This is a genomic window from Paraburkholderia sp. Cy-641 (genome assembly GCF_011752945.1).
Taxonomy (GTDB): domain Bacteria; phylum Pseudomonadota; class Gammaproteobacteria; order Burkholderiales; family Burkholderiaceae; genus Paraburkholderia.
Window position 1 is genome coordinate 1 of record NZ_VWWM01000026.1, and the last position, 26,480, is coordinate 26,480.

The 26,480-nt window shown below is 65.0% G+C and carries 21 protein-coding genes, 1 rRNA gene and 1 pseudogene; 10 read left to right on the forward strand and 13 right to left on the reverse strand.

Features of this window, described 5'->3' with window-relative positions; translation table 11 throughout:
* The first annotated feature begins 9 nt into the window (after nt 1-9).
* Nucleotides 10-123 (forward strand): 5S ribosomal RNA (gene rrf, locus F3J20_RS16355).
* A 946-nt stretch (nt 124-1,069) separates the two neighbouring features.
* Here the strand turns inward: rrf and F3J20_RS16360 are convergent.
* The 3 genes from F3J20_RS16360 to F3J20_RS16370 all read right to left on the reverse strand — a co-directional run bounded on the left by F3J20_RS16360 (nt 1,070) and on the right by F3J20_RS16370 (nt 3,959).
* The gene (locus F3J20_RS16360; protein WP_167050220.1) at nt 1,070-1,324 is read right to left on the reverse strand and encodes a GlsB/YeaQ/YmgE family stress response membrane protein; all 255 of its coding nucleotides are present in this window, start codon (nt 1,322-1,324) and stop codon (nt 1,070-1,072) included.
* A 162-nt stretch (nt 1,325-1,486) separates the two neighbouring features.
* Nucleotides 1,487-2,194, reverse strand: coding sequence for an MgtC/SapB family protein (locus tag F3J20_RS16365; protein ID WP_167050218.1), 708 nt, complete (start codon nt 2,192-2,194; stop codon nt 1,487-1,489).
* Nucleotides 2,195-2,795: 601 nt separating this feature from the next.
* Complete coding sequence (locus tag F3J20_RS16370) at nt 2,796-3,959, reverse strand: metallophosphoesterase (protein ID WP_167283896.1); 1,164 nt, start codon at nt 3,957-3,959, stop codon at nt 2,796-2,798.
* A gap of 508 nt (nt 3,960-4,467) precedes the next feature.
* On the opposite strand from F3J20_RS16370, the gene F3J20_RS16375 reads away from it, so the two are divergent.
* Complete coding sequence (locus F3J20_RS16375) at nt 4,468-4,821, forward strand: hypothetical protein (RefSeq protein WP_167283897.1); 354 nt, start codon at nt 4,468-4,470, stop codon at nt 4,819-4,821.
* 201 nt (nt 4,822-5,022) lie between these two features.
* Here the strand turns inward: F3J20_RS16375 and F3J20_RS16380 are convergent, their stop codons facing one another.
* Nucleotides 5,023-5,607 carry a malonic semialdehyde reductase gene (locus tag F3J20_RS16380; protein ID WP_167283898.1) on the reverse strand — a complete coding sequence of 195 codons (585 nt, stop codon included), beginning with the start codon at nt 5,605-5,607 and terminating at the stop codon, nt 5,023-5,025.
* 169 nt (nt 5,608-5,776) lie between these two features.
* Between F3J20_RS16380 and F3J20_RS16385 the strand changes: the two genes are divergently transcribed.
* The 3 genes and pseudogenes from F3J20_RS16385 to F3J20_RS16395 form a co-directional block, all read left to right on the forward strand.
* The gene (locus F3J20_RS16385) at nt 5,777-6,376 is read left to right on the forward strand and encodes an alpha-ketoglutarate-dependent dioxygenase AlkB (RefSeq protein WP_167283899.1); all 600 of its coding nucleotides are present in this window, start codon (nt 5,777-5,779) and stop codon (nt 6,374-6,376) included.
* A 192-nt stretch (nt 6,377-6,568) separates the two neighbouring features.
* On the forward strand, nt 6,569-7,555 hold the full coding sequence (locus F3J20_RS16390) for an ABC transporter substrate-binding protein (protein ID WP_240159379.1): 987 nt from the start codon (nt 6,569-6,571) through the stop codon (nt 7,553-7,555).
* A 287-nt stretch (nt 7,556-7,842) separates the two neighbouring features.
* Nucleotides 7,843-7,959, forward strand: a pseudogene (locus F3J20_RS16395) (sugar ABC transporter permease YjfF); the annotation flags it as partial.
* Between the two features lie 35 nt (nt 7,960-7,994).
* Here F3J20_RS16395 and F3J20_RS16400 read toward each other — a convergent pair.
* Nucleotides 7,995-8,924 (reverse strand): DMT family transporter, encoded by a 930-nt coding sequence (locus F3J20_RS16400; protein ID WP_167283900.1) that lies wholly within the window; start codon nt 8,922-8,924, stop codon nt 7,995-7,997.
* Nucleotides 8,925-9,039: 115 nt separating this feature from the next.
* Between F3J20_RS16400 and F3J20_RS16405 the strand changes: the two genes are divergently transcribed.
* A complete protein-coding gene (locus F3J20_RS16405; RefSeq protein WP_167050206.1) occupies nt 9,040-9,897 on the forward strand; it encodes a LysR family transcriptional regulator in 858 nt (285 codons plus the stop codon).
* A gap of 89 nt (nt 9,898-9,986) precedes the next feature.
* On the opposite strand, the gene F3J20_RS16410 is transcribed toward F3J20_RS16405, so the two are convergent.
* The 6 genes from F3J20_RS16410 to F3J20_RS16435 form a co-directional block, all read right to left on the reverse strand.
* Nucleotides 9,987-11,051 carry an ABC transporter ATP-binding protein gene (locus F3J20_RS16410; protein WP_167283901.1) on the reverse strand — a complete coding sequence of 355 codons (1,065 nt, stop codon included), beginning with the start codon at nt 11,049-11,051 and terminating at the stop codon, nt 9,987-9,989.
* A gap of 49 nt (nt 11,052-11,100) precedes the next feature.
* A complete protein-coding gene (locus F3J20_RS16415; protein ID WP_167283902.1) occupies nt 11,101-12,705 on the reverse strand; it encodes an iron ABC transporter permease in 1,605 nt (534 codons plus the stop codon).
* The gene (locus tag F3J20_RS16420; RefSeq protein WP_167283903.1) at nt 12,706-13,737 is read right to left on the reverse strand and encodes an iron ABC transporter substrate-binding protein; all 1,032 of its coding nucleotides are present in this window, start codon (nt 13,735-13,737) and stop codon (nt 12,706-12,708) included. It abuts the gene before it with no gap.
* Nucleotides 13,738-13,846: 109 nt separating this feature from the next.
* A complete protein-coding gene (gene efeB / locus F3J20_RS16425; RefSeq protein ID WP_167283904.1) occupies nt 13,847-15,187 on the reverse strand; it encodes an iron uptake transporter deferrochelatase/peroxidase subunit in 1,341 nt (446 codons plus the stop codon).
* A 36-nt stretch (nt 15,188-15,223) separates the two neighbouring features.
* Nucleotides 15,224-16,318: a hypothetical protein gene (locus tag F3J20_RS16430; RefSeq protein WP_240159380.1), complete on the reverse strand. Its 1,095-nt coding sequence runs from the start codon at nt 16,316-16,318 to the stop codon at nt 15,224-15,226.
* Nucleotides 16,319-16,523: 205 nt separating this feature from the next.
* Complete coding sequence (locus tag F3J20_RS16435; RefSeq protein WP_167050194.1) at nt 16,524-18,047, reverse strand: carbohydrate porin; 1,524 nt, start codon at nt 18,045-18,047, stop codon at nt 16,524-16,526.
* A gap of 331 nt (nt 18,048-18,378) precedes the next feature.
* Here F3J20_RS16435 and F3J20_RS16440 point away from each other — a divergent pair, with 331 nt between their 5' ends.
* From F3J20_RS16440 to hutC, 4 genes are all read left to right on the forward strand, one after another.
* Nucleotides 18,379-19,110: a hypothetical protein gene (locus F3J20_RS16440; protein WP_167283906.1), complete on the forward strand. Its 732-nt coding sequence runs from the start codon at nt 18,379-18,381 to the stop codon at nt 19,108-19,110.
* 220 nt (nt 19,111-19,330) lie between these two features.
* Nucleotides 19,331-20,167 carry an arylamine N-acetyltransferase gene (locus F3J20_RS16445; protein WP_167283907.1) on the forward strand — a complete coding sequence of 279 codons (837 nt, stop codon included), beginning with the start codon at nt 19,331-19,333 and terminating at the stop codon, nt 20,165-20,167.
* A gap of 53 nt (nt 20,168-20,220) precedes the next feature.
* Nucleotides 20,221-20,901 (forward strand): isoprenylcysteine carboxylmethyltransferase family protein, encoded by a 681-nt coding sequence (locus F3J20_RS16450; RefSeq protein ID WP_167283908.1) that lies wholly within the window; start codon nt 20,221-20,223, stop codon nt 20,899-20,901.
* Nucleotides 20,902-21,139: 238 nt separating this feature from the next.
* The gene (gene hutC / locus F3J20_RS16455) at nt 21,140-21,823 is read left to right on the forward strand and encodes a histidine utilization repressor (RefSeq protein ID WP_205989171.1); all 684 of its coding nucleotides are present in this window, start codon (nt 21,140-21,142) and stop codon (nt 21,821-21,823) included.
* Nucleotides 21,824-21,870: 47 nt separating this feature from the next.
* Here the strand turns inward: hutC and F3J20_RS16460 are convergent, their stop codons facing one another.
* Together F3J20_RS16460 and F3J20_RS16465 are read right to left on the reverse strand one after the other, a co-directional pair.
* Nucleotides 21,871-22,653 carry a substrate-binding domain-containing protein gene (locus F3J20_RS16460; RefSeq protein ID WP_167283909.1) on the reverse strand — a complete coding sequence of 261 codons (783 nt, stop codon included), beginning with the start codon at nt 22,651-22,653 and terminating at the stop codon, nt 21,871-21,873.
* Between the two features lie 338 nt (nt 22,654-22,991).
* Nucleotides 22,992-26,408 carry an alpha/beta fold hydrolase gene (locus tag F3J20_RS16465; protein WP_167283910.1) on the reverse strand — a complete coding sequence of 1,139 codons (3,417 nt, stop codon included), beginning with the start codon at nt 26,406-26,408 and terminating at the stop codon, nt 22,992-22,994.
* Between the last annotated feature and the right edge of the window lie 72 nt (nt 26,409-26,480).

Sequence of the window (26,480 nt, forward strand, 5' to 3'; positions counted from 1 at the left end):
CCCGTCATGCCTGATGACCATAGCGAGTCGGTCCCACCCCTTCCCATCCCGAACAGGACCGTGAAACGACTCCACGCCGATGATAGTGCGGATTGCCCGTGTGAAAGTAGGTAATCGTCAGGCTCCTCATGCTGTAACACGGACCCCGGCTTCTCGACCTGAGTGCCGGGGTCCGGCCGTTTACGGCGTCAGGGATACGCCGCCGGATCCCGAAGCCGCAGCGTTCGAACGGACCCGGGCGTCATGCCGCCCGCGTTCTCCACAATCCCCCGGCCGTGAAGCGGAAAAACCGGCGTATGCTGGATTGGACACTCGTGATGCGTAAGGTCTCGGTTGGTACATCATAAGCCTGTACAGAGGAGGCGTGGAGACACGTGGAGCATGCTTTGACGTGATATTTACATTGAATATGCGTTTTGCTCGAAATACATCGCTTTGTGATATATGTGTGCAGCGAAGTAGAACGCTCTGCTTATGCAATGTCCTTCAACCTTGCTGGTGCAACGTTAGCGAGCACGCTTGTGACGATCTGGCGCAACTCTTCGAACGACTCGGCAGGCCAGCACTCGAGCACGCACTCGTTTCAGTACGCTCGGCCACATGGCTCGCGTGAGGCATGCAGCACGCAGTACACGCGGACCGCGTAAACGTCACGACCTGCAACGCATCCCGAACTATCTGTACTTCATTCGTATTGGTTGTTGACTGATTTTGTCTATGCACCTTTCGATGCCTGCTAGGAAATTTGTTCTGAAGTCCTACAGGACTCGATAGTCGATCTACTGGCTACTGGCTACTGGCTACTGGCTACTGGCTACTGGCTACTGGCTACTGGCTACTGGCTACTGGCTACTGGCTACTGGTAAGGTTGCGTTCGCTACCAGCACATCAGTCACGCTATTGGCCAATGCAGGTATTCAGCGAATTCGCAAGTTATCGCAACCGGCTTGTCCTTCGCATACAGCAAGCCGGCCCCCATCCCGAAGCGATTCGCCTGCCCGTTGGCTCTGAAAAGAAAAAGCGCCAGCGGGAAAAACCAGCTGGCGCTTCAGGACATCAGATGCCTGGCTCAAGAGCCTCGTCGGATGAGCCGGATGATAAACAGCAGAATGACCGCACCGATCACGGCGGTAATGATCGAGCCGATCCAGCCGCCGCCGAGCGAGATATGCAGTACGCCGGCGAGCCATCCGCCGATGAACGCGCCGACAATCCCGACGATGATGTCGACAATCAGACCGAAGCCGCCGCCTCTGACGAGTACACCCGCGAGCCAGCCTGCGATCGCGCCGATGATGAGCCATGCAATGACGCCGTGTTCCATATTCGAGACTCCATGGTTGAGTGTGAAAAAATCACGGTGATAGAGCTTAGTCGAAGGTTATGGGGCAGTCCATGTTCAGGACACTGAATTAACATTGTCTGAATCTTCAGCAAGTTAAGTGTAGACGATGTGCGCCAATAAAGGGGATCGACGCGCTGCGGTTCACTCGGGGGTCGGCTCCACTTCCCGGGCCGTCCAGCTGACGCTGGAGACGCTCTTTTCCATGCTGAGGCGGCTTGCCATCTGTTCGAGCTTCGATTGATCCTTCGGATGCATCTTGAGCGTCGCCGTTACGCGGATGCGCCCCGATTCGTTCTCGACATCTTCGCTCATCAAGCTCTGGAACGACAGCGGCGCCGAGTACATCGAGTTGGAGATCGCGGTGCGAATGTGGATCTCGTCGGCTTCGAGGCAGACGATCGTCAGCATGTACTCGCGCACGAGATCGGCGTTTGAAACCGGCGTCGAGTTGATCATGCGGCTGACTTCGCGCAGCAGGGTGTTGGTCAGCAGCACGATCACGGTGCCCGCGAGCGCCGGCCCGTAATGTCCCGCGCCGCTCAACACACCGACCGCCGCTGAGCACCACAGCGTGGCTGCCGTGTTGATCCCCTGAATGGAGCCCTTGTCGCGCATGATGACGCCGCCGCCGAGGAAGCCGACGCCGGACACCACATAGGCGGCGATCTGCGTAATGCCGCTCACGCCGTTGCCGGTCAGCACGCCGAGCGTCACGAACAGGCACGCACCGCTCGCGACCAGTGTGATCGTACGCAGCCCGGCATTGCGCTGCCGTATCTGCCGTTCGAGGCCGATGGCGACACCGCAGGCGAACGCGGTGAGAAGCCGCAGGAAGAAATCGAGTGTCATCGTTCAGAAAGGTTGGCGTGTGGTTGCCGCGCGGTTGGCGCAGTGTGAAGCCTACGCGTGACAGCCGCGCGTCGTCTACCGTCGCCGGTTTGAAGGACGACCGTAGTCATGCATGGCAAAGCACGCGAACGCAAGCGCGCTGCACGGGCAACACAAAAAGTGAGCGAAAAAAAGCGACGTGCGCCGTCGAGCCAGGAAGCAGGACGGCGACAGAAAGACTGACGCGGAAATCCTGCCGATCAGGCGATCGGGCGAAGCGAAGCTCGGCAAGTACTACTGCTACTGTCCAAGATCGTGGTTCCGGTTAATTGAAGTGGGCGAATTTTAGGCGGTTGCACAACGCCTGGTCAAGCCTCGAACGCACGGTACAGGTTCTGCGCAACGGCTTTCAACCAGGTATTGGCGGTGGCGTTGTGAAGAGGCGGCGATATTAGTTGCGACTCCGAATATTGACGCTGTTCATTGAACAATACCGTCCGGGTATTCGAGAATAACGCTCACCCCGTGCATTACGTTTTTCTTTTTTGAGCTTGCTATTTCATCCGCTGGCATATGCTCATGCGCTCCGATGCGGCACGATTCGACGAGCCTTACCCGGAACTCAACCCGGCCCACCCGGCACGAGCCGCAAACGTGTGATTTCAGAAGGCGCGCCAAGCCGCTTCGGCGGTCCCCAATAGCCGGTGCCGCGGCTCGTGTAGACCCACAGTCCGTTCAGGCGCGCGAGGCCCGCCGTAAACGGCTGCTGGAATCGCACGAAGAAATTCCACGGGAAGAATTGGCCTCCGTGCGTGTGGCCCGATAGCTGCAGCGTGAAGCCGGCCGCCGCGGCGGCTTCGGCGGAACGCGGCTGGTGTGCGAGCAATACCTTGAGCGGCACGTCGCGAGGCGCGCCGGCGAGCGCCGCAACCGGGTCGCTGCGATGCGCGGGATCATGATGGCCCGCCGAGTAATCGGTGACGCCGGCAATCACGGCGCGTGCGCCTTCGTGATCGACCACGACGTGTTCGTTGAGCAGCACGTTCAGGCCGAGGCGACGGAATTCGTCGATCCACGAGTTCGCACCGGAGTAGTACTCGTGATTGCCCGTGACGAGAAACGCGCCATGCCGTGCAGTGAGCCGCGACAACGGCTGCGTATGTCGGCTCAGTCGCGGCACGCTGCCGTCGACTATGTCGCCGGTCACGGCAATCAGATCGGGTTTCAAGCGGTTCACCGCATCGACGATGGCGTCGACGTAACGCACCTTGATCGTCGGGCCGACGTGGATGTCGCTGATCTGCACGATCGTGAAGCCCTCGAGCGCGGGCGGCAGATCGTTGATCGGCACGTCGATCGTTACCACGCGCGCGCGACGGCGCGCGTTGAAGAAGCCGATCAGCGTCGAGATCAACGCAAGTACCGGCACGGCCGCCGCCGAGCCGGCGCGCCAATGCGCGAGCGCCAATGTGTTCGGCCAGATCGCATCGACCGCAAGCAGCGAAGCGAGCACGAGGTCGCGCGCAAACGTCAGCACGAGCAGCGACGAGAAGAAGCCCATTGCGGGCAAGCCGATCCACGCGAGCCGGTCGCCGAGCGGTTGGCGCTTGATGCGGCGCGCCATCATGCCGAGCGGAATCAGGAAGACCAAAGCGACGAGCCACAGCACGCACAGCCAGCGGCCGGCGGTGTCGATCGGCAGAGCGGGAATCAGGCGCACGCCGACGTAGAGATGCATCAGGATGCCAATCAGGATCAGGCGAACTAAAAACGATGAAAGACGCATAGAGAAGATCGAGGCGGGAAGGGGCGAAGGCGCAGCGGCAATCGGTTGACGGGCGACGCACGCACGGGATTCGCGAACGCGGCGAATCATTCTACCGGCATGTCCGAGCCTTTGCCGACGCCGCGAAAGTCGTGCAAATCATGGGCGGATCCTCGGCCGATCATGAGCGAAGCACGTGCCCTTGCGGCACGCGGCACATATGCCCGGCACCGCCTCGCGATATGTTCAGGGCATCTATCTCCACGGCACATCTACAGACACGGGCTCGCTAAATACCCGACGACCGGCCATTCGTATGCCCACCCGCGCCGCATTTTAATGTCCAGGCAAGTTAATTAAATGGGCTTTGAATTGTATTCGCGCGTGGACTATTCTTGAAACAAACCAGCCTGTCTCCGGTCACGGCAGCGGCATTGCAAGGTCACGGCAGAGCTTGCCGCGTGGGTCGCGCGAGGGGGGCACGGCTGGTTCTGTCGCCGGGAAAGAGATCGGTCGGGGGGGACGCACCATGAAGCTGCTCAAATCGGGCCATCTGTTCCACCACGTACACCACGCGCACGACGCGCATCCTCATCATGTACATCGCGTCGGGCACGAGGGCAGTCACGTGATGCTGCCGCTGGTCGGCATCTCGCTGATGGCAATCGCACTCTACCTCGGCGTGCGCGACATCGACTTCTCGCAGCTGGGCAAGGACGCGCTGTTCTATGTGGTGATGGTGAGCGTCGCGCTCGGTATCGCGGGGTTGTTCGGTGCGGTCGGCGCATGGCTGCGCTCGAGCGGCGACGAAGCCGACGAAGGCTTCTGCTTCGTCGGCGCGCTGATCGGCACGGTGGTGTTTTATATCGCGATGATGACCTGAGCGAGGCCAATCAACGGTGCACGAAGCGCTACTCGCCCCGCCGTCCGCTGTGTCGTCGCTTTGCGCGCCGCACCATGCGCGAGACACGTCGTCCGCTCACAGCGACAAACGGCCATGCAACAGCGACATACCGCAGCGCGCCACAACACACGTGCTCACAGCGCACACGCTCACAACAAATGCTTCAACGCGCCTCGCGCCTCAAACAATCCGCGCCGCTTCGTCGAATGAAAAACGCGGGCTGCGCGGGAACAGCTTCGACGCATCCCCGTAACCGAGATTGATCAGGAAGTTCGCCTTCACGGTCGTGCCCGCGAAGAACACCGCGTCGACTTTGGCCGCATCGAAGCCCGACATCGGACCCGTATCGAGGCCGAGCGCGCGGGCCGCGAGAATCAGATAGCCGCCTTGCAGCGTCGAGTTGCGAAACGCGGTACCGGCAATCGCGCGCTCGTTGCCGACGAACCAGCTGCGCGCATCCGCATGTGGAAAGAGTTTCGGCAGATACTCGTAAAACGCCATATCCGTGCCGACGATCACCGTGACCGGCGCGGCCATCGTCTTCTCGAGATTGCCCGCCGATAACGCCGGGCGCAGCTTTTCCTTGCCTTCGGGCGTCTTCACGAACACGAAGCGGCCCGGGCTCGAATTGGCCGAGGTCGGGCCGAGCAGCACGAGTTCGATGAGTTGGTGCAGCACGGCATCGTCGATCGGTTTGTTTTGCCAGCCGTTGTGCGTGCGCGCTTCGCGAAAGAGCTGATCGAGCGCCTGGTCGGAAAGAATCATGAGCCTGCTCCGTGCGAAGGAAAACGAGCCGGGGAAGGGCGCGGCATACCGCGTCGAATGACAGAGCAAGGCGCGGGCGTCGGCGGGCACGCGTTGTCGTCATGCTTGCCGCCATAATAGCCGGGGTTTTCATGCACCCGCCCGCATTCAACTCGAAGCCAACCTATCGATGACGGATCTTTTCGACGACCTGCCGACGCCCGACGTCGACTGGTATCCCGACTGGCTCGCGCCGGCCGATGCCGCGCAACGGTTCGCGCGGCTGATCGGCGAGGTGGAGTGGCGCCAGGACATGATGGGCACGGCGGCCGGCCGTGTCGCGTTGCCGCGTCTGACCGCGTGGCAGGGCGAGCCGGATGCCGTGTACGTCTACTCGGGCATCCGCAACGTGCCGCAAGCGTGGACGCCCGCGGTCGCCGAACTGAAGGCCGCCGCCGAGTCGACGAGCGGCGTGCGCTTTAACAGCGTGCTGCTGAACCGCTACCGCAGCGGCACCGACAGCATGGGCTGGCACGCCGACCGCGAGCGCGAACTCGGCAGCCGGCCGGTGATCGCGTCGGTCAGTCTCGGCGTCGCGCGCACGTTCGATCTGCGGCACAACCGCAGCGGCCGCATGCAGTCGTTCTCGCTGAAGGGCGGCAGCCTGCTCGTGATGAAGGGCGACACGCAGGCCGAGTGGCGCCACCGGGTGCCGAAGGAGCCGGGCGTGAGCGGCGAGCGCATCAATCTGACGTTTCGCTGGATCGTGCCGGGAGTCGCGCCACGGTAATTCCGCGAATGACCGTGCGCCGACTCAATATACCGACCCGCGCGCTATACCAAAATTGATATCGACGACGCGAATCATATGATTGGACGGTTAACGCGTCGCACAGTACGCTACATCACGATCCGCGCACCGTGAGGGCCGCGAGGGCTGGACAGGTCGCTGGGTCGTCTACACAACAATCAGGAGACAGTCATGGCGAATAGACGACGTGCCGCGTGTCGCGCTCTGGGCGCGCTTGCACTTTCCGCGAGTCTCGGTGCGCTGACGTTGGCGACGTCCGGCGCTCATGCCGAAGGCAAGCAGATTACGCTCGGTTTCGCACAGGTCGGCGCGGAAAGCGCATGGCGTACGGCCAATACCGAATCGGTGAAATCGGCGGCGGCGGATGCCGGCATCAAGCTCAAATTCTCCGACGCACAGCAGAAACAGGAAAACCAGATCAAGGCGATCCGCTCGTATATTGCGCAGAAAGTCGACGTGATCGCGTTCTCGCCGGTCGTCGAATCGGGCTGGGAACCGGTGCTGCGCGAAGCGAAGGCCGCGAACATTCCGGTGATCCTGACCGACCGCAACGTCGACGTGAAAGACCCGTCGCTCTACGTGACGATGATCGGTTCGGACTTCCTCGAAGAAGGACGGCGCGGCGGCCGCTGGCTCGAGGAGCACTACAAGAACGACAAGGGGCCGATCAATATCGCCGAACTGCAGGGCACGGTCGGCTCGGCGCCGGCCAACGATCGCCATGCGGGTCTGATGGAAGTCATCAAGAACGATCCGAAGTTCAAGATCATCGCGTCGCAAAGCGGCGACTTCACGCTCGCCGGCGGTAAGCAGGTGATGGAAGCGTTCGCCAAGACCTACGGCAACAAGATCAACGTCGTCTATGCGCATAACGACGACATGGCGCTCGGCGCGATCCAGGCGATGGAAGAAGCCGGCATGCATCCGGGCAAGGACATCGCCGTCGTGTCGTTCGACGCAACCAAGGGCGGCTTCCAGGCGATGGCCGGGGGCAAGATGAACGTCGACGTCGAATGCAGCCCGCTGCTCGGGCCGCAGCTGATGACGGCCGTGAAGGACATCGTGGCCGGCAAGCAGTTGCCCAAGCGCATCGTCACGGAAGAGACCGTGTTCCCGATGAGCGTGGCCGCGGAGACGCTGCCGAAGCGTAAATACTGACGCGACATGGGCGGGAGCGCGACGGCGTTCCCCGCTCACCGACCGGCGCCGGACGATGCCACGGCCGGCGCACGGGAGGCGCGCAGTACGGACAGAGCGAACCGGTTTCTCCAGTGGTGCTACCTGACCGCCCGGGCTGCTTCGGCAGCGGGCGGTCTCTTTTCGTCGGCGAGCCCCTGAGCCTGCCGACCCACGCCTTGCCAGGCGAGCGAGGTCCATGATCCCATCCGCATTTGAAGCGGGGCAGCCGGACCGCGGCATGAATGGCACGTACCACACGCACGCACGGCACGCTCAGTTCGTGGTGGACGCGGATCGTCATCGGCGCGCTGCTGTGCGCGTTCTGCCTGTTGCCGCGCCTGATCGAGCGGCATGCGAAGCCGATGCGGCGGCGGGGCGGCACGAGCGCGGTGGCTGGCGACGGCGAGGCTGGCGCGCCTCACTCCGCGTGAGGCCGCCGCCCGCCCGAATGCAAGAGCGACAGCAGCGGCCAGCCGAGATTGACACCGAGACTCGCCGCGACGATCAGCACCATGCCCGCGAGTTGCGGCAGCGACAGCGCGCGGTGATACACGAGCGCATCGACGACGATCGCGGTGAGCGGATACACGAACAGCAGCACCGCGATCACAGGCGTGCTCAGTTTCGGCAGCGCGCCGTAGATCAGCACGTACGACAGCCCCGTATGCAGCACGCCCATGCCGATCAGCCAGAACCATTGCAACGGGCCGATATGCGCGAGCGTCAATGGCGCGATGAGCGGTGCAATAAGCGGCAGGCACACCACGCCGACCGCGCACTGCGCGAGCGTCAGCAGATGCGGGCGCAACTCACCAAGGCTCTTCGCGATCAGCGTGACGCTCGCGTACAGCAGCGAACCGAACAGCGCCTCGCCGAGACCGATCAGATAGCTCGTGTGGCCTTGCAGGTTGCCGCTGGCCGCGACGCCCGAGGCGAGCACGAGTCCGACGAACGCGGTGGCGATCCAGCCGAGCCGGTCCGCGCCGAGCCGCTCGTTGAAAAGCGCCGCGCCGATCAGCACGACCCAGAACGGCTGCACATGAAACACGACTGTCGCGACCGCGATGCTCGTGCGATGAATCGCATCGAAGAAACCGACCCACTGCGTGACCATCAGTACGCCTGAAATCAGCGCAAGCGCGACCGTACGCCGCGTGAATTGCGCGCGCGTGAAAAAGCCCTGCCATGCGCAATACGCGGCCAGCGACAGAAAGCCGAACAGGCAGCGAAAGAACACGAGCGTGAGCGCATCGAGCCGCGCTTCCTCGACGAACACGCCGAGCGTGCCCATCAGCAATCCGCCGCTCGCGAGCGTGAGCGCGCCTTGTTGACGTTGGCTGAGGGACATGCGAAGCGGCTCCATAGGGTCGTGAATCAGGGTGATGAGCCCGAGTATTGCGCCGCTTGCGGCCTCATCGCAAACGAATTAAATTGAGCAATCCCATAAGCTGGATTGATAAATCGTGAACCCTGAATTCGACGTCGATCTGTTGCGCAGCTTCGTCGCGGTCGTGGAAGCGGGCAGCTTCACGAAGGCGGCGGCGAGCGTGCATCGCTCGCAGGCGGCCGTCAGCATGCAGATCAAGCGGCTCGAAGCGATGCTCGGCACGACGCTGTTCGCGCGCAACACGCGCAACCTGTCGCTGACGCGGCCCGGCAATACGCTGCTCGAATACGCGCGGCGCGCGCTCGCGTTGCAGGAAGAGGCGTGGGCGGCGATCGTGCGGCCCGAGGTGACCGGGCGCGTCGTGCTCGGCGCGCCGGACGATTACGTGTCGTCCTTGCTCTCGCCGGTGTTGCGGCGTTTCGCGACGCTGTACCCGCGCGTCGAGATCGAGATCGTCTGCGCGCAAAGTACCGCGCTTGCGCCGATGCTCGCCGACAACAAGATCGACCTCGCATTCGTCACGCGCGACCGCAAGCTGCGCGGCGAATTCGTGCGCAGCGAACCGATGGTGTGGGTGGGCGCGTCGGCCGATACGGCGGTGCTGAAGGCGTCGCCGTTGCCGGTGGGACTCTACGAGCCGGGCTGCGTCGCGCGTCAGCACACGCTGGCCGCGCTCGACGGCGCGCGTATCCGCTATCGCGCGGCGTTCAGCAGCGCGAGCCTGATGGGACTCGTCGCGACCGTCGACGCGGGTTTGTCGGTGATCGCGCTGACGCGTTGCAGCGTGCCGCCGCGGCTCGCGATGCTCGGCGAGGCGCAAGGGCTGCCGAAGATCGCACCGCTCGAAATCGTGGTCGCGCGTAGCGCGAAATCGGACCGGCCGACCTGCGATTATCTGGCGCAGCAGATGGTGCAGGATCTGTCGTTGCGCTAGGGCGCGGTTCCGCGCGGACCTTTTACGCCGTGCCTTATAGGTAGCCCTTAAGGTAGCTCTTGCAGGTGGCGCTTTATACGCAGCCTTACCTAATCACGCGGATAAGCCGTCACCTCGCCCTCGACCGTTAGCCGTACCCGTTCCCCCGGCTGCGGACACAGATAACCGGGCACGCGTGCGCGCACCATCGTCCGCGTGGCGGACTGCAATTGCAGCGCGACGCTCGCGTCCTGCCCTTGAAAGATCACCTCGGTGACGAGCGCATCATGCGCGGCACCGTCACGCGCGGCTTCGCCGGCACGCAGCAGGCGGATCTGCTCGGGCCGCAGCATCACGTCGACCGCGCCATGGCCGCTGGACGCGAGCGGCGCGGCCAGCGTGAGATCGCCAAGCTCGCAACTCGCGCGGTCCTGCTGCGCCACGCCCGGCAACAACACCGCCTCGCCGACGAACGACGCAAGCTCGCGCGTCACGGGCCGCCGGTACAGCGCCTCGGGCGTCGCGGTCTGGATCAGCCGGCCGTTCCATAGCACCGCAACTTCATGCCCGAGCGACAGCGCCTCGGACTGATCGTGCGTAACCAGCACCGCCGTCGCTCCCGCTGCGGCGAGCGCGCTCGCGACCGCCTGGCGCGTCTCGACGCGCAGCGCCGCATCGAGCGACGAGAACGGCTCGTCGAGCATCACCAGCGTCGGTGCCGGCGCGAGCGCACGGGCCAGCGCGACGCGCTGCTGCTGACCGCCCGACAATTGCTGCGGCGCGCGCTCGCCGAAATGCGCCGGCAGACCCACGAGTTCGAGCAATTCGGCGACGCGATGGCGCGCGCGGCGCTGCGTGCGCGGCAGGCCGAACACGATGTTGTCCGCGACCGATAGATGCGGAAACAGCGCGCCTTCCTGAGGCACGTAGCCGATGCGGCGCTGTTCCGACGGCACGTGCAGACCGTCGCCGGCCACGCGCCGTCCGTCGATCTCGACGCTGCCGCCGTCCGTGCGCTCGAAGCCGCACAGCAGACGCAGCAGCGTCGTCTTGCCGCTGCCCGACGGACCGAGCAGCGCGAGCAGGGTGCCGCGCTCGACCGACAGATCGATGCCGTGCAGCACCGCGTGGCCGTCGAACGATTTGCGCAGTCCGCGGATACGAAGTTCGCTCATGAAAATCCGATGGAGTCCGAAGATAAAGGCCGGCGATGGCTCAAATGGTTCAAGCGCGCTCGCCGAGCAGGGCCGAGCGGCCGAACAGCGCGAACAGCAGTCCCGAGGCGAGCAGCGAAATGCCCGTGAGCAGCGCCGCGTACGGCGCGGCCGCGGCGAATGCCATCGTCGAGGTGTCGGCCCAGACCTGGGTCGCGAGCGTTTGCGTATCGAGCGGCGAGAGCAGCAGCGTCGCGTTCAGTTCGGTGACGACCGAGATGAACACCATCGCCGCCGACGCACCGAGGCCCGGACCGGCGAGCGGCAGGATCACGCGCAGGAGCGTTTGCGGCCAGTTCAGGCCGAGTGCGCGCGCGGTTTCCTCGAGACGCGGCTGCGCCTGCATGAACGCGGCGCGCACGCTGACGAGCGCGACCGGCATGAACAGGATCGCATACGCGACGACCAGCAGCGTCGCGCTCTGATAGAGCGGCTGCAGCGCATGCACCGCGAGCGAGACGATCGCGAGCGCGATCACGAGTCCCGGCACGCCTTGCGCGAGAAACACGCTGCGCTCGAACAGCGTCGCGCAACGCGTCGGATAGCGCACCAGCAGAAACGCGAGCGGCACCACGAGCAGCGTGGTTAGCGCGGCGGCGGCGAGGCCGAAGCCGAGCGACGACAGCGTCGCGTTCCACAGCAGTTCCGGCGATACGTCGGCGGGCGTGACGGCAGCCGCGCCCGGCTGCGTGAGCCAGAAGCCGATCATGCCGAGCGGCACGCCGAGCGTCGCGAGCGTGAGCAGCGCGAAGCCCACGACGACGATCCAGCGCCATGCGCCGAGTTCATAGCGCAGCACCGCGCGGCGCGTGCCGCGATCGACGCGCTCGTAGCGCGCCGCGCCGCGCACGCGAAACTCGAACGCGAGCACGGCGAGACAGATGACGATGAGCAGACACGCGAGCAGCGAGGCGCCGCCGCCGTCGAAACCGGTGCGGAATTCGGCGTAGATCTGCGTCGTGAAGGTACGAAAGCGCAGCAGCGTAAACGCGCCGAATTCGGAGAGCACCCCAAGCGCGACGAGCAGCATGCCGCCGAGCAGCGCGGGGCGCAGTTGCGGCAACACGACGCGCATGAAGCTGGTCCAGCGGTTGCAGCCGAGCGAGCGCGCGCTTTCTTCGAGCGCCGGGTCCATGCCGCGCAGCGCGGCAGCAACCGGCAGATAGACGAGCGGAAAATACGCGCAGGTCAGCACGAGGAGCGCGCCGTTGAAGTCCTGCAGGTTCTCGCTCAGCGACACCCAGGCATAGCTCGAAATGAAGGCTGGCATCGCGAGCGGCGCGGCGCACAGCACGGCCCACGCGCGGCGTCCCGGCAGATACGTGCGTTCGACGAACCACGCGGCCGCGGTGCCGAGCACCGCGCAGACGAGCGTGGTCGCAACGGCAATCAGCAACGTGTTGACGAGCAGTTCGCCGACGAGCGGCCGCCAGATCAGATCGAGCGCTTCGCCGATGCCGAAGCTCGCGGCACGCCAGAACGTAAACGCAATCGGCAGCAGCACCAGCAAAGCGCTGAGTGCCGCCGCCGCGAACAGACCGCGCGGCGCGCGCGAACGCATGCGCGCCGGAGGCGGGGAGACAGCCGGCGGACCGGCTGACAGTGCTTCGCTCATTTACAGCAGGCCCGCCTGACGCAGCAGCTTGCCGGCCTGGCTATCGTCGCCGAGTTGCTGGATCGTCAGCGCGGGCGGCGTCAGTTCCGCGAACGGCTTGAGCGCCGGGTCCGGCGCAACGCCCGCGTGCAGCGGATACTCGAACATCACGTGGCTATTGGCCATCAACTGCTGCGCGCGCTCGCCGACCAGATAGGCGAGAAACTTCTGCGCGCCGTCCGCGTTGTGCGCCGACTTCAGCACGCCCGCACCCGATACGTTGACGAGCGCGCCGACATCGCCGTGGCCGAAGTGATAGATCGCGCTGCGCGTTTTCGCGTCGCCGATCTCCGCATGCAGACGCGACCAGTAGTAGTTGTTGATGAGGCCGGTCGCGACCGCGCCGCGATTGACCGCGGCGACCACGCCTTCGTCGTCGTCGAAAATCTGCGAGTTGGTTTTCAGGCCCTTGAGCCAGGCAAGCGTCTGCTCTTCGCCCTTCAGCGCGAGCACGGCGCTCACGAGCGGCAGGAAGTCGGCGTCGCTCGGCGCGATGCCGACCTTGCCTTTCCATTCCGGCTTCGCGAGATCGAGCACCGACTGCGGCAGTTGCGCCGGTTGCAGCTTCGCCGTGTTGTAGGCGAGCACGCTTTCGCGCGCGGTCACGGCAACCCATGCGCCGCTTGGCGAATTGAAGCGCGCGGGCACGGTCGCGAGCGTCGTTGCGTCGGTTTTGGCGAGCAGGCCCTTTTCCTCGAGCAGCATCAGCTCCGGCGAGTTCTCGGTGAAGTACACGTCGGCGGGCGAGGCCGTGCCTTCCGCGACGATCTGCGCGGCGAGCGCCGGGCCTTCGCCGTTGCGGATTTTCACCGAGATGCCGGACTGCTTCTCGAAGTCCTTGGCGAGCAGATTGACGACCTGCTCGTGCTGCGCGTTATAGAGCGTGATCGATGCCGCGTGTGCCGCCGACGGCAGCGTCGCGAAAGCGGTGAGCGAGAGCGCGGCCACGCTGCCGAGCGCGCGCAGGCGGGTGGCAAACCAGGAATGAGCCATGTTGCGGAATTCCGTTCTGATTATGTTGAGTGGGCCGGTCGCCAGGCGACCGGCGTGCTTCGTTTGCTTCGGATGTCTGATGGATATTGCGCGGGAGTCCGTGCGCGCATCACGTCTCGAACAGCCCCGCGCCGACATACGAACCCGGCTTCGCCCCCGGCGGCACGACGAAGATCGCGCTGCCGACGTGGGTCGTGAACTGGTTCATCATGTCGAACTTCGCGAGCCGTTCGTTGATCGGGATGAAGCCGCTACGCGGGTCGCTCTGGTGCGCGATGAAAATCAGCCCCGCGTCGTACTCGGTTTCCTGGCGCCATGGCGGCCAGCGCTCGATATAGAAGTTCGTGCCTTCGTTGTACGAATACGAGCGGCGCAGAATCTGCGCGCCGTTGTTGCTCGCCTGATTCGACAGACGCACGTGCGAGTTCTCCGGAATCACCGGATTGCCGTCCTTGTCCTCGGCCTTCAGGTCCACCGGGTCGAACTCGTGCTTGCTGCCGATCGGCGCGCCGCTGTATTTGTGGCGGCCGAACACCTGCTCCTGGAAGCCGAGCTCGGTGTTGTCCCAGTGTTCGAGCGTGATGCGGATGCGCCGCACGACCGTGTAGGTGCCGCCTTCCATCCACGGCGCGTCGTCGGTGGCGCGGGCCCACACGAACTGGTTCATCAGTTCCGGCTTCGCGGTCGACGGGTTGTTGGTGCCGTCCTTGAAGCCCATCAGGTTGCGCGGCGTCTGTCCGCGCGGACCCGACAGGAAACCGGCCTGGCCCCAGCGCATCGTCGCGACGCCGTAGGCGTGGCGCGACAGCTGGCGCACCGCGTGAAACGCGACTTGCGCGTCGTTCGCGCAGGCCTGGATGAACAGGTCGCCGCCGGTCTTCTCCTTGACTAGCTGATCGCCGTTGAAGCGCGGCAGATCGACGAGCGCGGCGGGGCGGCGCGAGGCGAGCCCGTAACGGTCCTGGCCGTCCTTCGTGAAGAGGCCGGGGCCAAAGCCGAACGTGATCGTGAGGCCGTTCGGGCCGAGGCCGAGCACGTCGCCGGAATCGGGCGCGGCCTGGTTGTCGCCGGCGTCGCCCGTGGGCAGCGCGGCGGCCGTATTGCCCTGCGTGAGGCGCGCGGCCGCTTCGGTCCACGCGCGCAGCAAGGCGATCACGTCGTCGCGCTTGCCGGTGGTCAGATCGAGTGCGGCGACATAGGTGTGGCTCTGCTGCGGCGTGGTGATGCCGCCTTGATGCGCGCCGTAGAACGGCTCGACCGCGAGCTGCGGATCGGTGCTCTGCGCGTTCGCGGTGCTAGGCGCGGGCGCTTTGGCGAACGCGGCCTGCGAGCTTGCGAGGCCGGCGCCGAGCGACGCGCCGGCCGCGACCGCCGCACCGCCCGCCTTCAGAAAGCCGCGCCGCGACGGACGTTGCGGACGTTGCGGCTTTGGGGGTTGATCGTTTGTCATGGTCACTTCGTTTTCAAGGGGGCCGACGCGCGTGGCTTACTTCGCGAGCACCAGCGTATTCACGTCGTCTTCGACGTAGTAGAAGCCGTCGCCTTCCGGCGTCATCGCGATGCCGAACAGGTCGCCGTTGCCCGGCGGCGATTGCGCCTTGTCGGTGTCGATCCAGCGCGCGTAGAGCTGTTTGCCGCTCGCCGGATCGATTTCGACGACCTGGCCGTTCAGCGCGTTGGTCACGAGCAGATGGCCGTTGGGCGCGGTGGTCATCGCGAGCGGACGATGCAGCAGGCCGTCGGCGGTCAGCTGGCGGCCGACGCCCGCGCTCGTGTCGCGCGTGAGCGGATCGTCGATCTCGGTGATGCGGTTGCCGATCGCATCGGACACGTACAGCAGCTTCTGATCGGCCGACAGCGACAGCCCGGTCGGGCCGACGAGGAACACGCCCTTGTCGGCCTGCGCGCCGAAGCCGCTGCCGATCACGGTTTCCTTCTTCACGACGGGCGGCTTGTCCTGCGGCACGTCGAGGTCGAGGCGCAGCACGGTGGCCTGCTTGAACACGGGCGGTTCGCCGTCCGCGCCGCCGACGCCGAAGCCCGCGTTGCTGACGAACAGCGTCGCGCTCGTGCCGTTATCGACCACGGCCATGTTGCCCCACGGGTCGTTGATGTTCGGGCTCGAGATCGTCGAGGCGATCTTGCCTTGCGGATCGATCACGATCAGGCAGCCCGCGCCCTTGGTGCCGGTGGTGCCGTCGTTGCTCGGCGTGCTGCCGACGATCACGTAGCCCGACTTCAGCATCGTCATCGCGGTCGAGAGGCCGATGCCGCCCGGGCATTCCTTGAGGTCGCGCGGCACGGTCGCGAACACCGTCATCTGTTGGGTGTCCGGGTGATAGTCGACGATCGTGCTGCCGGTGCCTTGCAGGTTCGTCGAGTTGTTGAAGTTGCCGACCAGCACGTCGCCCTTCTTCACGGTGCCGGCGCTGACGGGCGCGACCACGACCGCGTACGGATTCTGGTCGCCGTTATCGGGCACGGTGTTGATGAGCGTCGTGTGGTGCTTGATGGTTTCGAGGAAACCTTGCGGCTCGGCATGGGCGGCGCTGGTCGTCACGAGAGCAGCAGCGGCTGCCATGGTGGTTGCAGCAGCGGTTGCGGCGAGCCGGGCCCGCGCGGCGCGCGGCGAAAACTGGCGCGTGGGATGGTTCACGATTGGGCCTCCGTGCATGAGCACAAAGCGTGGGTAGCGGTGAGGAGCGAAAGCATGGAAAGTGCGGGTCCGATTGCGTGTGAGTGCAGGCGTGTCTGAATGCCTGCGTGGAGAGAGGGCACGAGCGGCATCAGAAATTGATGAGGGTCCGTACGCCGACGACGAACGTATTGCGCAGCGGCTGCGTCGGATCGTTCGGGTTCTGGCCGGCGCCCGCGTTGAACGTGTACTGCGCGTCGGCCTGCAGTTGCCACCACGGATTGACCTGGTACTGGTAGGTCGCTTCGAGCGCGGTTTCGCTCGTGCGCACACCGTACGGGCCGCCGTTGAATGCCAGGGTATCCTGATCGAGTCCGTTGACGTGATTGCCGATCTTGATGTAGGTCAGCGCGAGACCGGCGCTGTCGTTGTCGCGGCCCTTGAACGGCGCTTTCAGCACGATGCCGAGGTTCGCCGCGAGGCTCACGAGGTTGCGGTCGCCGGGGGCGCCCATCACGCGCGCGAACACGCCGAGGCTGCGCGGCTCGTCGGGGTCCGGACGCCACACCATCTGGTCGGCGACCGCGTAGATGCTGTAATTGCCGTGATGGTTCGCGGCCACGCCGGTGGACGCCGGGTTCGCGAGCGACAGGCCGAGGTTGTCGTAACGCTGATCCGCGAAACTGTTCGTGTTGTACCAGACGCCGATCTTGTAGGTGCCGGGCAGGCCGCCGCCGCCCGCGCCGACCATCTGACCGTCGGACGGCTGGTTGATCGCGTACTGCAATTCGCCGATCCACAACGCGCCGTTATGCAGGTTGAAGTTCGTGCCGCTCATGTTGCTGGGGTCGTTGCCGAGCGGGTCGCCCGAGTACACGCCGGCCAGCGCGGTCAACGACGGCGTGATCTGGCCGCGCACGCGCACGCCGAGCGCCGAGAGCGGATACGCGGGGCCGCCCGAGGGCAGGTCGTACGAGGGCAGCGCGGGCCAGCCGAACATCGTGTTGAGGAACAGCGCCGCGTACGAACTCACGATGAATTCCTGGTCCAGACTTTGCTGGCCGATCTTCACGTCGACGCGCTTGTCGAGAAACGACTGCTGATACCAGAGTTCCCACAGACGCGTCGCGTCGTCGGCCTCGATGCCGCTCGCCGTATTGAGCGTGCCGAGCTTGTTGGCGCTGAGGTTCGCGCCGTGGATCTGCAGCGCGCTCACGTTGAAGAGGCCGCCGGGCAGGCCGAACGCCTTCGAGGTGTCCATCTGCAGGGTGGCGGTCGTGAGGCCGTCGTAGTCGGCGCCGCGCGCGAGACCGCCGCGCAGGTTCGCGAGCACTTCGCTGGTTTCGGTCACGGTGAGGGTCACGCCGTATTTGCCGAGCCACGGACGCAGGCCGCCGATGTCGCCGAGCATCTGCTGACGGTTCCAGACGCCGGTCCACTGGTCGGTCTGGGCCGCCTGGATTTTCAGGTCGGCTTCGGGCGCTTCCGGGGTGGCGTCGGGACTGGTTTCGGCCATCGCCGTGCCGGCGTTCAGCGAGGCCCATGCGAAGGCCGTGCAGAGCGCGACGTGCCGCATCGAAGGCAGGCGCGTACGATGGGTTGCAGCGGGACGTGTCGAGGAGTCGCAAGGAGGACGCGCGTAGGCGCGGCGTCCGTTGAGTTGGGCAAACTTCATCGAGATCCTTATTGATGTTGTTTCTACTGATCGAATCAACGTTGCGACTGCCCCGCGTGCGAATTCGCGCGATGTCCCGGGATGCCGGCGCAGTAGATGGCGTGATCGTACGTACTCGGATTTCAGGAGTCAATATAAATGAGAACGATTCTCATCAATATTACTGCGGTGTAATGCCGCTCTTTACGGACTGCGCCCAAAAGGCATGACGGCGTAATGAATGAGGAATTAATATGTAATTTAATCGTATTTATGTGGTCATACGAAACGTGCGCGAGCGCGCGATGTCGAAGCGCACGGGTAATTTGACAGCCAACGTAAGGAGAGGGAAATGAATCGACGCATTCTTCTGGTTTCATTGCTGACGAGCGGTGTGCTGCTCGCGGGCGGCGCGGCGCATGCGCAGATGAGCCTGAAGCAGTTCGGCCTCGGCGGCGGCGACAGTTCGACCGGCGGTTCGGCCGGCGGTGGGCTCGGCGCCGCGGTGGGCAATGCACTGGGCGGTAATGCCGGCAGTACTTCGTCGAGCGGCGTGTCGCAATTGCTGCAAGGCTATGTGGGCGCGAACCAGCAGGTGCTGAGCGGTCAATCGAGCCTCGCCTCGGCGATGGGCATGACGAGCGCGGCCGGCCAGGCGCAGCAGGCCGCGGGGCTGCTGAGCGGCGGCACGCCGTCGGTCAGCCAGTTGACGCAGATGGGCAGCACGCAGCAGTCGTTGTCGCAGAAGCTCACCGGTGCGTTCGCGAGTCAGGCGAGCGGCGGCGCGTCGGCGGCGCCGGTCGACAAGCAGGCGTTTACCGATGGGCTGTCGTCGCTCGGCAAGGGCGTGAGCCAGTATTCGAGCTTGCAGTCGGGGCTCGGCAGCGTCGGCCAGATGAGTCCGTCCTCGTTGCTGCAGTCGGGGCTCAATCCGCAGACCGCGCAAAGCGCGTCGTATATCGCGCAATCGGCGCCGGGGCAGTTGAAGTCGTTGACGTCGACGCTCAGTGCGGCCGTGCAGTTCGCGTCGAGCCATGGCATCAGCGTGCCGTCGGTCGCGACGGCGGCGTTGAAGGGCATGTAGCCGCGGCGGGAGGAAGCGGGTAGCGGGCGCGGCGCGGACATCGTTGCTTTCCGCTCGGCCGTGCCATGCCGGAGAGACGCAAAAAGCCGCTATGATCGTTTCATGAGGCGGGCCGCGTGTTGTGTGCTGTGTGCTGTGTGCCTATGAGCATGCATCGCAACGTGCAGACAGGCGCGGCCCGCGCGTGCCGAACTCGCCCCTCTCTACCGGAACCACGCCGATGCCCCACGCCATCAATCTCGAACGCTACTTCGCGCGCATCGGCTACACGGGCCCGCGCGCGGCCACGCTGGAAGTTCTGCAGGTGCTTCACGGGCTGCACCCGGCAGCGATTCCGTTCGAAAACCTCAACACGCTGACGGGCCGCCCCGTCAGGCTGGACCTCGAAGCGATCGAGCACAAGCTCGTCGCCAGCAGGCGCGGCGGCTACTGCTTCGAGCAGAACTCGCTGTTCGCCAACGTGCTGATGCAACTCGGCTTCAGGATCACGCCGATGCTCGGGCGCGTGCTGTGGGGGCGCGCATCCGATACGATTCCGCCGCGCACGCACATGGTGCTGCGCATCGACCTCGGCAACGACACATGGATCGCCGACGTCGGCTTCGGCAGCGTGACGCTGACCGAGCCGCTGCGTCTGAGCGCGGGCATCGCGCAACCGACGCCGCTCGGCACGTTCCGTCTCGCCGACGCCGGCCGCGACATGCTGACGCTCGAAATGCAGGAGCCCGACGAAAGCTGGGTGCGCGTCTATCGTTTCGATCTGCATCCGGTCGAATGGATCGATTACGAAACGTCGAACTGGTACACGTCGACCTCGCCGGATTCCATCTTCGCGCACAACCTGATCGTGTGCCGCGTGTTGCCGGGGCTGCGCGTCACGCTCTTTAACGATCAGTTGAACGAACGCGATGCACAAGGGCGGCTCGTCACCGAGCGGCAACTGGCCAGTGCCGGCGAGCTTGCCGATTGTCTGCGCGAGCGCTTCGGGCTGAATCTCGAAGACCTCGACATCGGCGCGGTGTTCGAGCGCGTGCGCACGCGCGGCGAGGCCGCCTGACGGCGACGGCCCAAGACGCCTGCATAAGGAGCCGATCCAAGGGAGATATCGCCATGATCGCGCGTCTGATCCTGCAATCGCTCGCGTGGCTCGCGAGCATGGGCGTGCTGCTGTTCGGCGCGGCGGGCACGCTCGCGTGGCCGGCCGCATGGTGGTATCTGATCGAACTGGCCGTGTTGAGCCTATGGCTCGGCGTGTGGCTCGCGCGTCACGATCCCGCGTTGCTGGCCGAGCGGCTCGCGCCATTCGTGCAGACGCAGCAGAGCCGCTGGGATCGTCTGTTCATGGCCGCGGTCGCGCCCGCGTGGCTCGGCTGGCTGATCCTGATGGGCTTCGATGCGGTGCGCTTTCGCTGGTCCGCGCCGCTGCCGCTCTGGCTCGTGAGCTTCGGCGCGCTATGCGTGTTCCTCTGCATCTTCCTGTGTCGCTTCGTGTTTCGCGCCAATAGCTATGCGGCGCCGGTCGTGAAGATTCAGGCGAGCCGCGGTCATAAGGTTGCCGACACGGGGCCTTATGCGTACGTGCGTCATCCGATGTATGCGGACGCGCTGCTGTTCTTCGTCGGCACGCCGCTGTTGCTCGGCTCGTGGTGGGGGCTCGCGGCGTTGCCGGTGGCGGCGTTCGGCTTCGGTTGGCGCGCGGTGCGCGAGGAGCGTCTGCTTGCCGAACAGCTCGACGGTTACGCGGCCTATATGAAGCGCGTGCGGTTCCGCTTCGTGCCGTTCATCTGGTAGGCGCGCAGCGTCGAGTGTCCGGCCTCGCCGCCGAACCGGGTAAGATTGGGCCCGGCCGCCGGAGAACCGGCCACGGTGTACGACGTGTATTGCCGGCGCACGACCCATGAGGCTTGCAGTGAAAACAACAACACAGGCGCGCGGCGTGTCCGCCGTACCGGACGACCCGCACCACGGGCAGGACCACGAGCGGGAGCGGAACCGCGTCGGCCGCGGCCGCGATGCGCCGGTCAAGGCGGTGCCTGCTTATGAGCAGATCAAGCGCTATGTGCTCGATCGCATCGGCGAGGGTGTCTGGAAACCGGGCGGGCTGATTCCGTCCGAAACGGAACTGGTCAAGGAATTCGGCGTCGCGCGCATGACGGTGTCGCGCGCGCTGCGCGAACTGACCGCTGAGCGCGTGCTTACGCGTGTGCAAGGCTCGGGCACGTTCGTCGCGGCGCAGCGTTATGAATCGACGGTGCTGGAAATCCGCAATATCGCCGATGAAATCGCCGCGCGCGGTCATCGCCATACGGCGCGCGTGCTGACGCTCGAACCGGGCGACGACGCCGAAGCGCTCGACGCGCTCGGTCTCGCAAACGGCCCCGCGTATCACTCGTGCATCGTGCACAGCGAGGAAGGCGTGCCGATCCAGTACGAGGACCGCTACGTCAATCCGAAGGTGTTCCCCGAATACCTGCAACAGGATTTCTCGGTCGAAACGCCCAATCACTACATGGTGCGGGTCGCGCCGGTGCAGCGCGCCGAGTTTCGCATCTACGCGCAAAAGCCCGATGCCCATGTGCGGCGGCATCTGATGATGGATATCGGCGAGCCGTGTCTGCTGCTATGGCGGCGCACGTGGGTCGGCGAGAACGTCGCGACCTCGGTGCGGCTATGGCATCCGGCCTCGCGTTTTCATCTGGCCGGGACCGTATAGCACGGCGTTGTTTCAGCCGCGCTTCGCTGCGCATTCAGCCATTCGACTCAGGGCGCGGAGACCGAATCGAGCCCGGTCGAGCGGACCGTCTCCTGCGCCGCGGGCGACGCGAGATAGTCGAGCAGCGCTTTCGCTTCGCGCGGATGCGGCGCATCCACCGGAATACCTGCTGCATAGCGCGTGACCGATTGCACCGATTCGGGAATCTTGCCGACGAAGGTCGCGCCCTTGACCGGCAGCAATTCGCTGACCTGCTGGAAGCCGACTTCGTAGTCGCCGTTCGCGACGACCGAGGCAACCGGAATCTTCGGCACCATCTTCGCTTTTGCGCTCACCTGATCTTCGATACCGAGCCGCTTGAACATCTCGCGTTGAATATAGACGCCGCTCGCGCTGTCCGAGTAGGCGATCGATTTCGCGTGCAGCAGCGTGTTTTTCAGCCCTTCGATCGTGCTGATGTCGGGCTTCGGCGCGCCGTCGCGCACGACCATGCCGATGCGCGAATCCGCGAGTTCCACGCGCGAGCCGGGAATGACCTTGCCCTGCTTGATCAGATCGTCGAGTGCATAGCCGACCATGATGACGACGTCGGCGGATTCGCCGCGCGCGAGCCGGTTCGGAATCGCTTCGGGCGATTGACCCATCGACGGTCCGAGGATCGTGTCGAGCGTGTTGCCGCTCGAGGCCGCGAACGTCGGCCCGAGTTCCTTGTAAGCGGCGGTGAAGCCGCCCGAGGTCATGACGCGCAGTTCGGCCGCCTGCACGTTCGTCGCGGCGACGGTGTTGCCGAGCAAGCCGGCGGTGAACAAGGCCAGAAAGAATTTTTTCATCGCGATGAGTGAGAGTACGGGTGGATGAGTGTGCGTGGAATGAAGGCGCAACGAAAGCGTGGCGCGGAAAAAGCGGGGAGGGCCGCGCGTCGCGCAACATGAACCATACCGGAATGATGGCGCGAGGAGAACCCATGTCATGCGGATGACGCGTTACGCATCGACGAGGCGGGGCAACACGGTGGCATAACGCAGCGGCACGACACAGCGGCACGACACAGCGGCACGACACAGCGGCACGACCAAGCGAAGCGACGCAACAGCGGCGAATTGAAACGCGCGCCGCGCCGCGCATCGCCCGATGCACGGCGCCGATGACGGCACGCCAATGCGTGCCGTCAATGCGCGTTGAGATACTGCACGATCACCGGATAAACATCGACCGCCGCGTTCTTGCCGAAGATGCAGTCGATATGCCCATAGTCCGGAATCAGATGCCGTTCATACGGCTGCTCGGGGAACGCGCCGCGCAGCATGTCGTAGGTGAGTTCAGTGCTCTTCGGCAGATAGGTCTCGTTCTTCTCGCCGTGAATGAAGCCGATCGGCAGGCGCATACCCGCGAGCCCTTTCATGCCGTTCGCGCCGGTGAAGTACACGTCGTCGCCATGCGCATCGACGAGCTTGCCGGCCCGCACCATCGCCGCCAGATGCATGAATACGGCGACGTCGTGAATGCCGAACAGCTCCTGCAGGTTCGCATGCAGCGTTTCGTTGAGCTTCTGGTGTTCGTAGAGCAGTCCATACAGGAACGTCGCGCGATGGCAGACCGGATTGCCGCAGCCCTCGTCGTGATCGAGCGGATAGAGCCGCAGTGCTTCGTCGAGCAGGTTCGCGGGCCACGAATCCTGCTGCGTATAGGCGGTCAGATCGCGTATCCGCAGATGCTGCATGAGGTCGGGAATATGAAGCCCGGCCTTGATCCGTTGCAGCGTGCCGGGCACCGGATGCGCGGACACCTGCGAAATTACCGCCGAGCGTACGCCTTCGAGCCCATGCATCAGCGACATGCTCAGCGCGAGCCCGCCCATGCAATGACCGAGCACCTGCAGGTTCGGTGCGCCGGTCAGCGCGAGAATCTTCGCGACCGCGGCGGGAATGTCCTCGCGCGCGACCTTGTCGACATTGGTCGGCACGAGCACGCTCGGCAGTTCGATGCTCACGCGCAGATCGACGAGCCAGACGTCGAAGCCCGAGGCGCACAGATACTCGACGAGATTGGTCGGCGTCAGATCGGTCGAGAAGATGCGGCTCGACACGCCCGAGCCGTGAATCAGCAGGACCGGTTTGCCGGCTTTGCCCGCGGCCGGATCGACGTAGCGCGTGAGCCTGAGCCTCGTGCCGTCGGGCGTATCGAACCAGCTGATTTGCGGCGCCGGCGCGCGCAGCGTGCGCTTCGCGCGCGGCGGCAGCGCCGGATCGTAGAACTGCAACGGCGCGGCCACGCCGCCGTATTCGGTGAACAGCACGCCCGCGAAGAACCGGCCGAACTTCAGCGTCCATTCGAGGCGCGTTTTCAGATCGGGCGCGTGCGTGACTTCGAGCGTGCGCTGCTGCTTGAGGAAGTTTTCCGGCGTGATGATTAACCTCGCGGTGCCGAGCGGCGGCGCGGTGTCGTCGGCCGTCGCGCGGATGTCCGCGTAAAGCGTATTGGTCTGCTCCCAGAGATTGATCGGCGAAGTGCGCGTGATGATCTTCCTGCCGCTCAGATAGTAGGTGTTGCCCTCGGCCGCGTTGAGCGTCATGCGATACGTCATGTTGCGTTCGTCGACATCCGATGCGTCGACGACGAACAGGTTGAACGTGCCGTCCGTTATCGTCAGCGGTTGCGCGGACAGGGCGGGGCAGGTCAGCGTGCCAGCGGTGTGCGCGAGATGCTGTGGATTGCCAAGCATATCGGCGAGATCGTCGGACTCGACCGTGAGCGTGAATTCGATCGGGCTCGTCGCCGCCTCGCCGGCCACCTTCGGCGTGTAGGTGCCGACCATCGTCTCGGTGAAGCGCAGGCCGATTTTTTGCGCGGGCGGCGCGGCGGCCTCGCCCGCTTTCGCGTAATCGATCGACCAGCCGTGCGTCTTCGCGAGCAGCGCGCAATTGCGCTCGGCGAGCGCGGAGATGGTCAGCAGCGGATTCACGCCGAGCGACATCGGCATCACCGCGCCGTCCATTACATAGAGGCCGTCGTGTACTGCATTGCCAGCCGTGCCGCTGAATACGCGGCCCATATGATCGACTACGCCACGTTCCGCGTCCTCGCCCATTCCGCAGCCGCCGAGCGGATGCACGGTGACCGTGCGCCTGCCGAGAATCTTTGTCGAAATCGGATTGCGCAGATATTTGCCGCCGAGCGGCGCGGTGGCCTGGATCAGCACGTTCTCGATCGCCTTGAAGAGCGGCTGGCGTCCAGCGTTTTTCCACTCGATGCGCGCGCGTCCCCGCTCGTCGATCGTGATGCGGCCATCCTCGTCGTCATGCGCCATCACGAGATAGCTTTGCGTGTGGTTCAGCGCGCCGTGATACGGGCCGCGTATCAGGCTCTCGATGGCGCGCGCGTCGTAGGCGAGCCGCTCGCGCAGCGTCGGTGGTCCGCCCGGGTCCACGCCTTCGAGCGGCGCGACCGAGCCGAGCATACCGACCAGCGCTTCGCCGACCGGCCCGGCCAGCGAACCTTCCTCGATCACGTAGCCGTCCTTCGCATCCGGCCCGTTCTGGCGAACGTCGATGAGCCCGGTGATGGTCGGCCCGACCACGGGAATTTCGCCCGGCGCATGCTCGCCCCAGCCGACGCCATTGATCGTGTCGCGGGTGTTGTACGCGAAGGCCAGCACGTCGCCGTTGCCGGTGAAGCGCCGGCCGAGCATGTCCGAGGTGCTCAGGCCTTCCTTGCGCGAACGCAGCAGCAGCGCGCTCGAACCGATCGTTCCCGCCGCCACGATGACGACGTCGGCCAGCACGAACAGATCGGGCGCGCCGTAGCTCTCGCGGCCGAGTTCGACGAGCTGGAAGTTGACCTTCCATTGCTGCGTGTCCGGATCGCGCAGCACCGAATGCACGGCCGCGCCCGTGAAAATCTGTGCGCGGTGCGCGACCGCATCGGGCAGATAGTTCATGTGCGTCGAATTCTTCGCGTCGTAGTTGCAGCCCGAGTTGCAATCGCCGCAGCCGACGCAGCGCTGCTGTTCGACGCCGGCCGCATTCGGGCCCTTCGTGAACGTGACCGTGATCGGCGGGCGGCTGAAGCGGTTCGCCATGCCGAGCGCCTGCGCCGATTTTTCGAGCGCGTCGAGCTTCGGCAGCGGCCCAAAATCGGCAGGCACCGGCGACGGCGACAGCATCTTCCGCGCGAGCGCATAACCTGCGTCGCGTCCGTCGCTGTCGGCGCGCAGCGCGGCCGGCCAGCGCGGGTCGTCCCAGAGACGCGGATCGGCTTCGAGCGCGACGTTCGCATTGATCAGCGAGGTGCCGCCGAGCCCGCAGCCGACCACCGCATTGACGTCCTCGTTCACGTGTACTTCGAGCAGCGCGAGCGGCGAGCCGAGCTGTGCCTCGGCCGTGTTGTACTGGAGCTGCTCGCCGCCCTGCACGGGCGTGCGCGGGTATTCGCCGGCCATGAATTCGCGGCCGCGCTCGAGCACGCAGACGCTGCGGCCCGCGCGCGCCATGCGGCTCGCGGCGATCGCGCCGCCATAGCCGGAACCGACCACGACCACTTCGTAATGCCGTTGCAGCGCCGTCGGCGCGCTCGATAAGCGGTTCATCAGGACCACCTCGTCTGGAGTCGGATGCGGGGAACGGAAGCTGTGCTTCGGAATAAAGACGGCGCGCGGCAG

Coding starts and splice junctions, on each gene's coding strand:
- F3J20_RS16360 (WP_167050220.1), bottom strand. CDS start 1,324: ATGGAACACGGCGTCATTGCATGGCTCATCATCGGCGCGATCGCAGGC.
- F3J20_RS16365 (WP_167050218.1), bottom strand. CDS start 2,194: ATGACACTCGATTTCTTCCTGCGGCTTCTCACCGCGTTCGCCTGCGGT.
- F3J20_RS16370 (WP_167283896.1), bottom strand. CDS start 3,959: ATGCGTCTTTCATCGTTTTTAGTTCGCCTGATCCTGATTGGCATCCTG.
- F3J20_RS16375 (WP_167283897.1), top strand. CDS start 4,468: ATGAAGCTGCTCAAATCGGGCCATCTGTTCCACCACGTACACCACGCG.
- F3J20_RS16380 (WP_167283898.1), bottom strand. CDS start 5,607: ATGATTCTTTCCGACCAGGCGCTCGATCAGCTCTTTCGCGAAGCGCGC.
- F3J20_RS16385 (WP_167283899.1), top strand. CDS start 5,777: ATGACGGATCTTTTCGACGACCTGCCGACGCCCGACGTCGACTGGTAT.
- F3J20_RS16390 (WP_240159379.1), top strand. CDS start 6,569: ATGGCGAATAGACGACGTGCCGCGTGTCGCGCTCTGGGCGCGCTTGCA.
- F3J20_RS16400 (WP_167283900.1), bottom strand. CDS start 8,924: ATGTCCCTCAGCCAACGTCAACAAGGCGCGCTCACGCTCGCGAGCGGC.
- F3J20_RS16410 (WP_167283901.1), bottom strand. CDS start 11,051: ATGAGCGAACTTCGTATCCGCGGACTGCGCAAATCGTTCGACGGCCAC.
- F3J20_RS16415 (WP_167283902.1), bottom strand. CDS start 12,705: ATGAGCGAAGCACTGTCAGCCGGTCCGCCGGCTGTCTCCCCGCCTCCG.
- F3J20_RS16420 (WP_167283903.1), bottom strand. CDS start 13,737: ATGGCTCATTCCTGGTTTGCCACCCGCCTGCGCGCGCTCGGCAGCGTG.
- efeB (WP_167283904.1), bottom strand. CDS start 15,187: ATGACAAACGATCAACCCCCAAAGCCGCAACGTCCGCAACGTCCGTCG.
- F3J20_RS16430 (WP_240159380.1), bottom strand. CDS start 16,318: ATGGCAGCCGCTGCTGCTCTCGTGACGACCAGCGCCGCCCATGCCGAG.
- F3J20_RS16435 (WP_167050194.1), bottom strand. CDS start 18,047: ATGAAGTTTGCCCAACTCAACGGACGCCGCGCCTACGCGCGTCCTCCT.
- F3J20_RS16440 (WP_167283906.1), top strand. CDS start 18,379: ATGAATCGACGCATTCTTCTGGTTTCATTGCTGACGAGCGGTGTGCTG.
- F3J20_RS16445 (WP_167283907.1), top strand. CDS start 19,331: ATGCCCCACGCCATCAATCTCGAACGCTACTTCGCGCGCATCGGCTAC.
- F3J20_RS16450 (WP_167283908.1), top strand. CDS start 20,221: ATGATCGCGCGTCTGATCCTGCAATCGCTCGCGTGGCTCGCGAGCATG.
- F3J20_RS16460 (WP_167283909.1), bottom strand. CDS start 22,653: ATGAAAAAATTCTTTCTGGCCTTGTTCACCGCCGGCTTGCTCGGCAAC.
- F3J20_RS16465 (WP_167283910.1), bottom strand. CDS start 26,408: ATGAACCGCTTATCGAGCGCGCCGACGGCGCTGCAACGGCATTACGAA.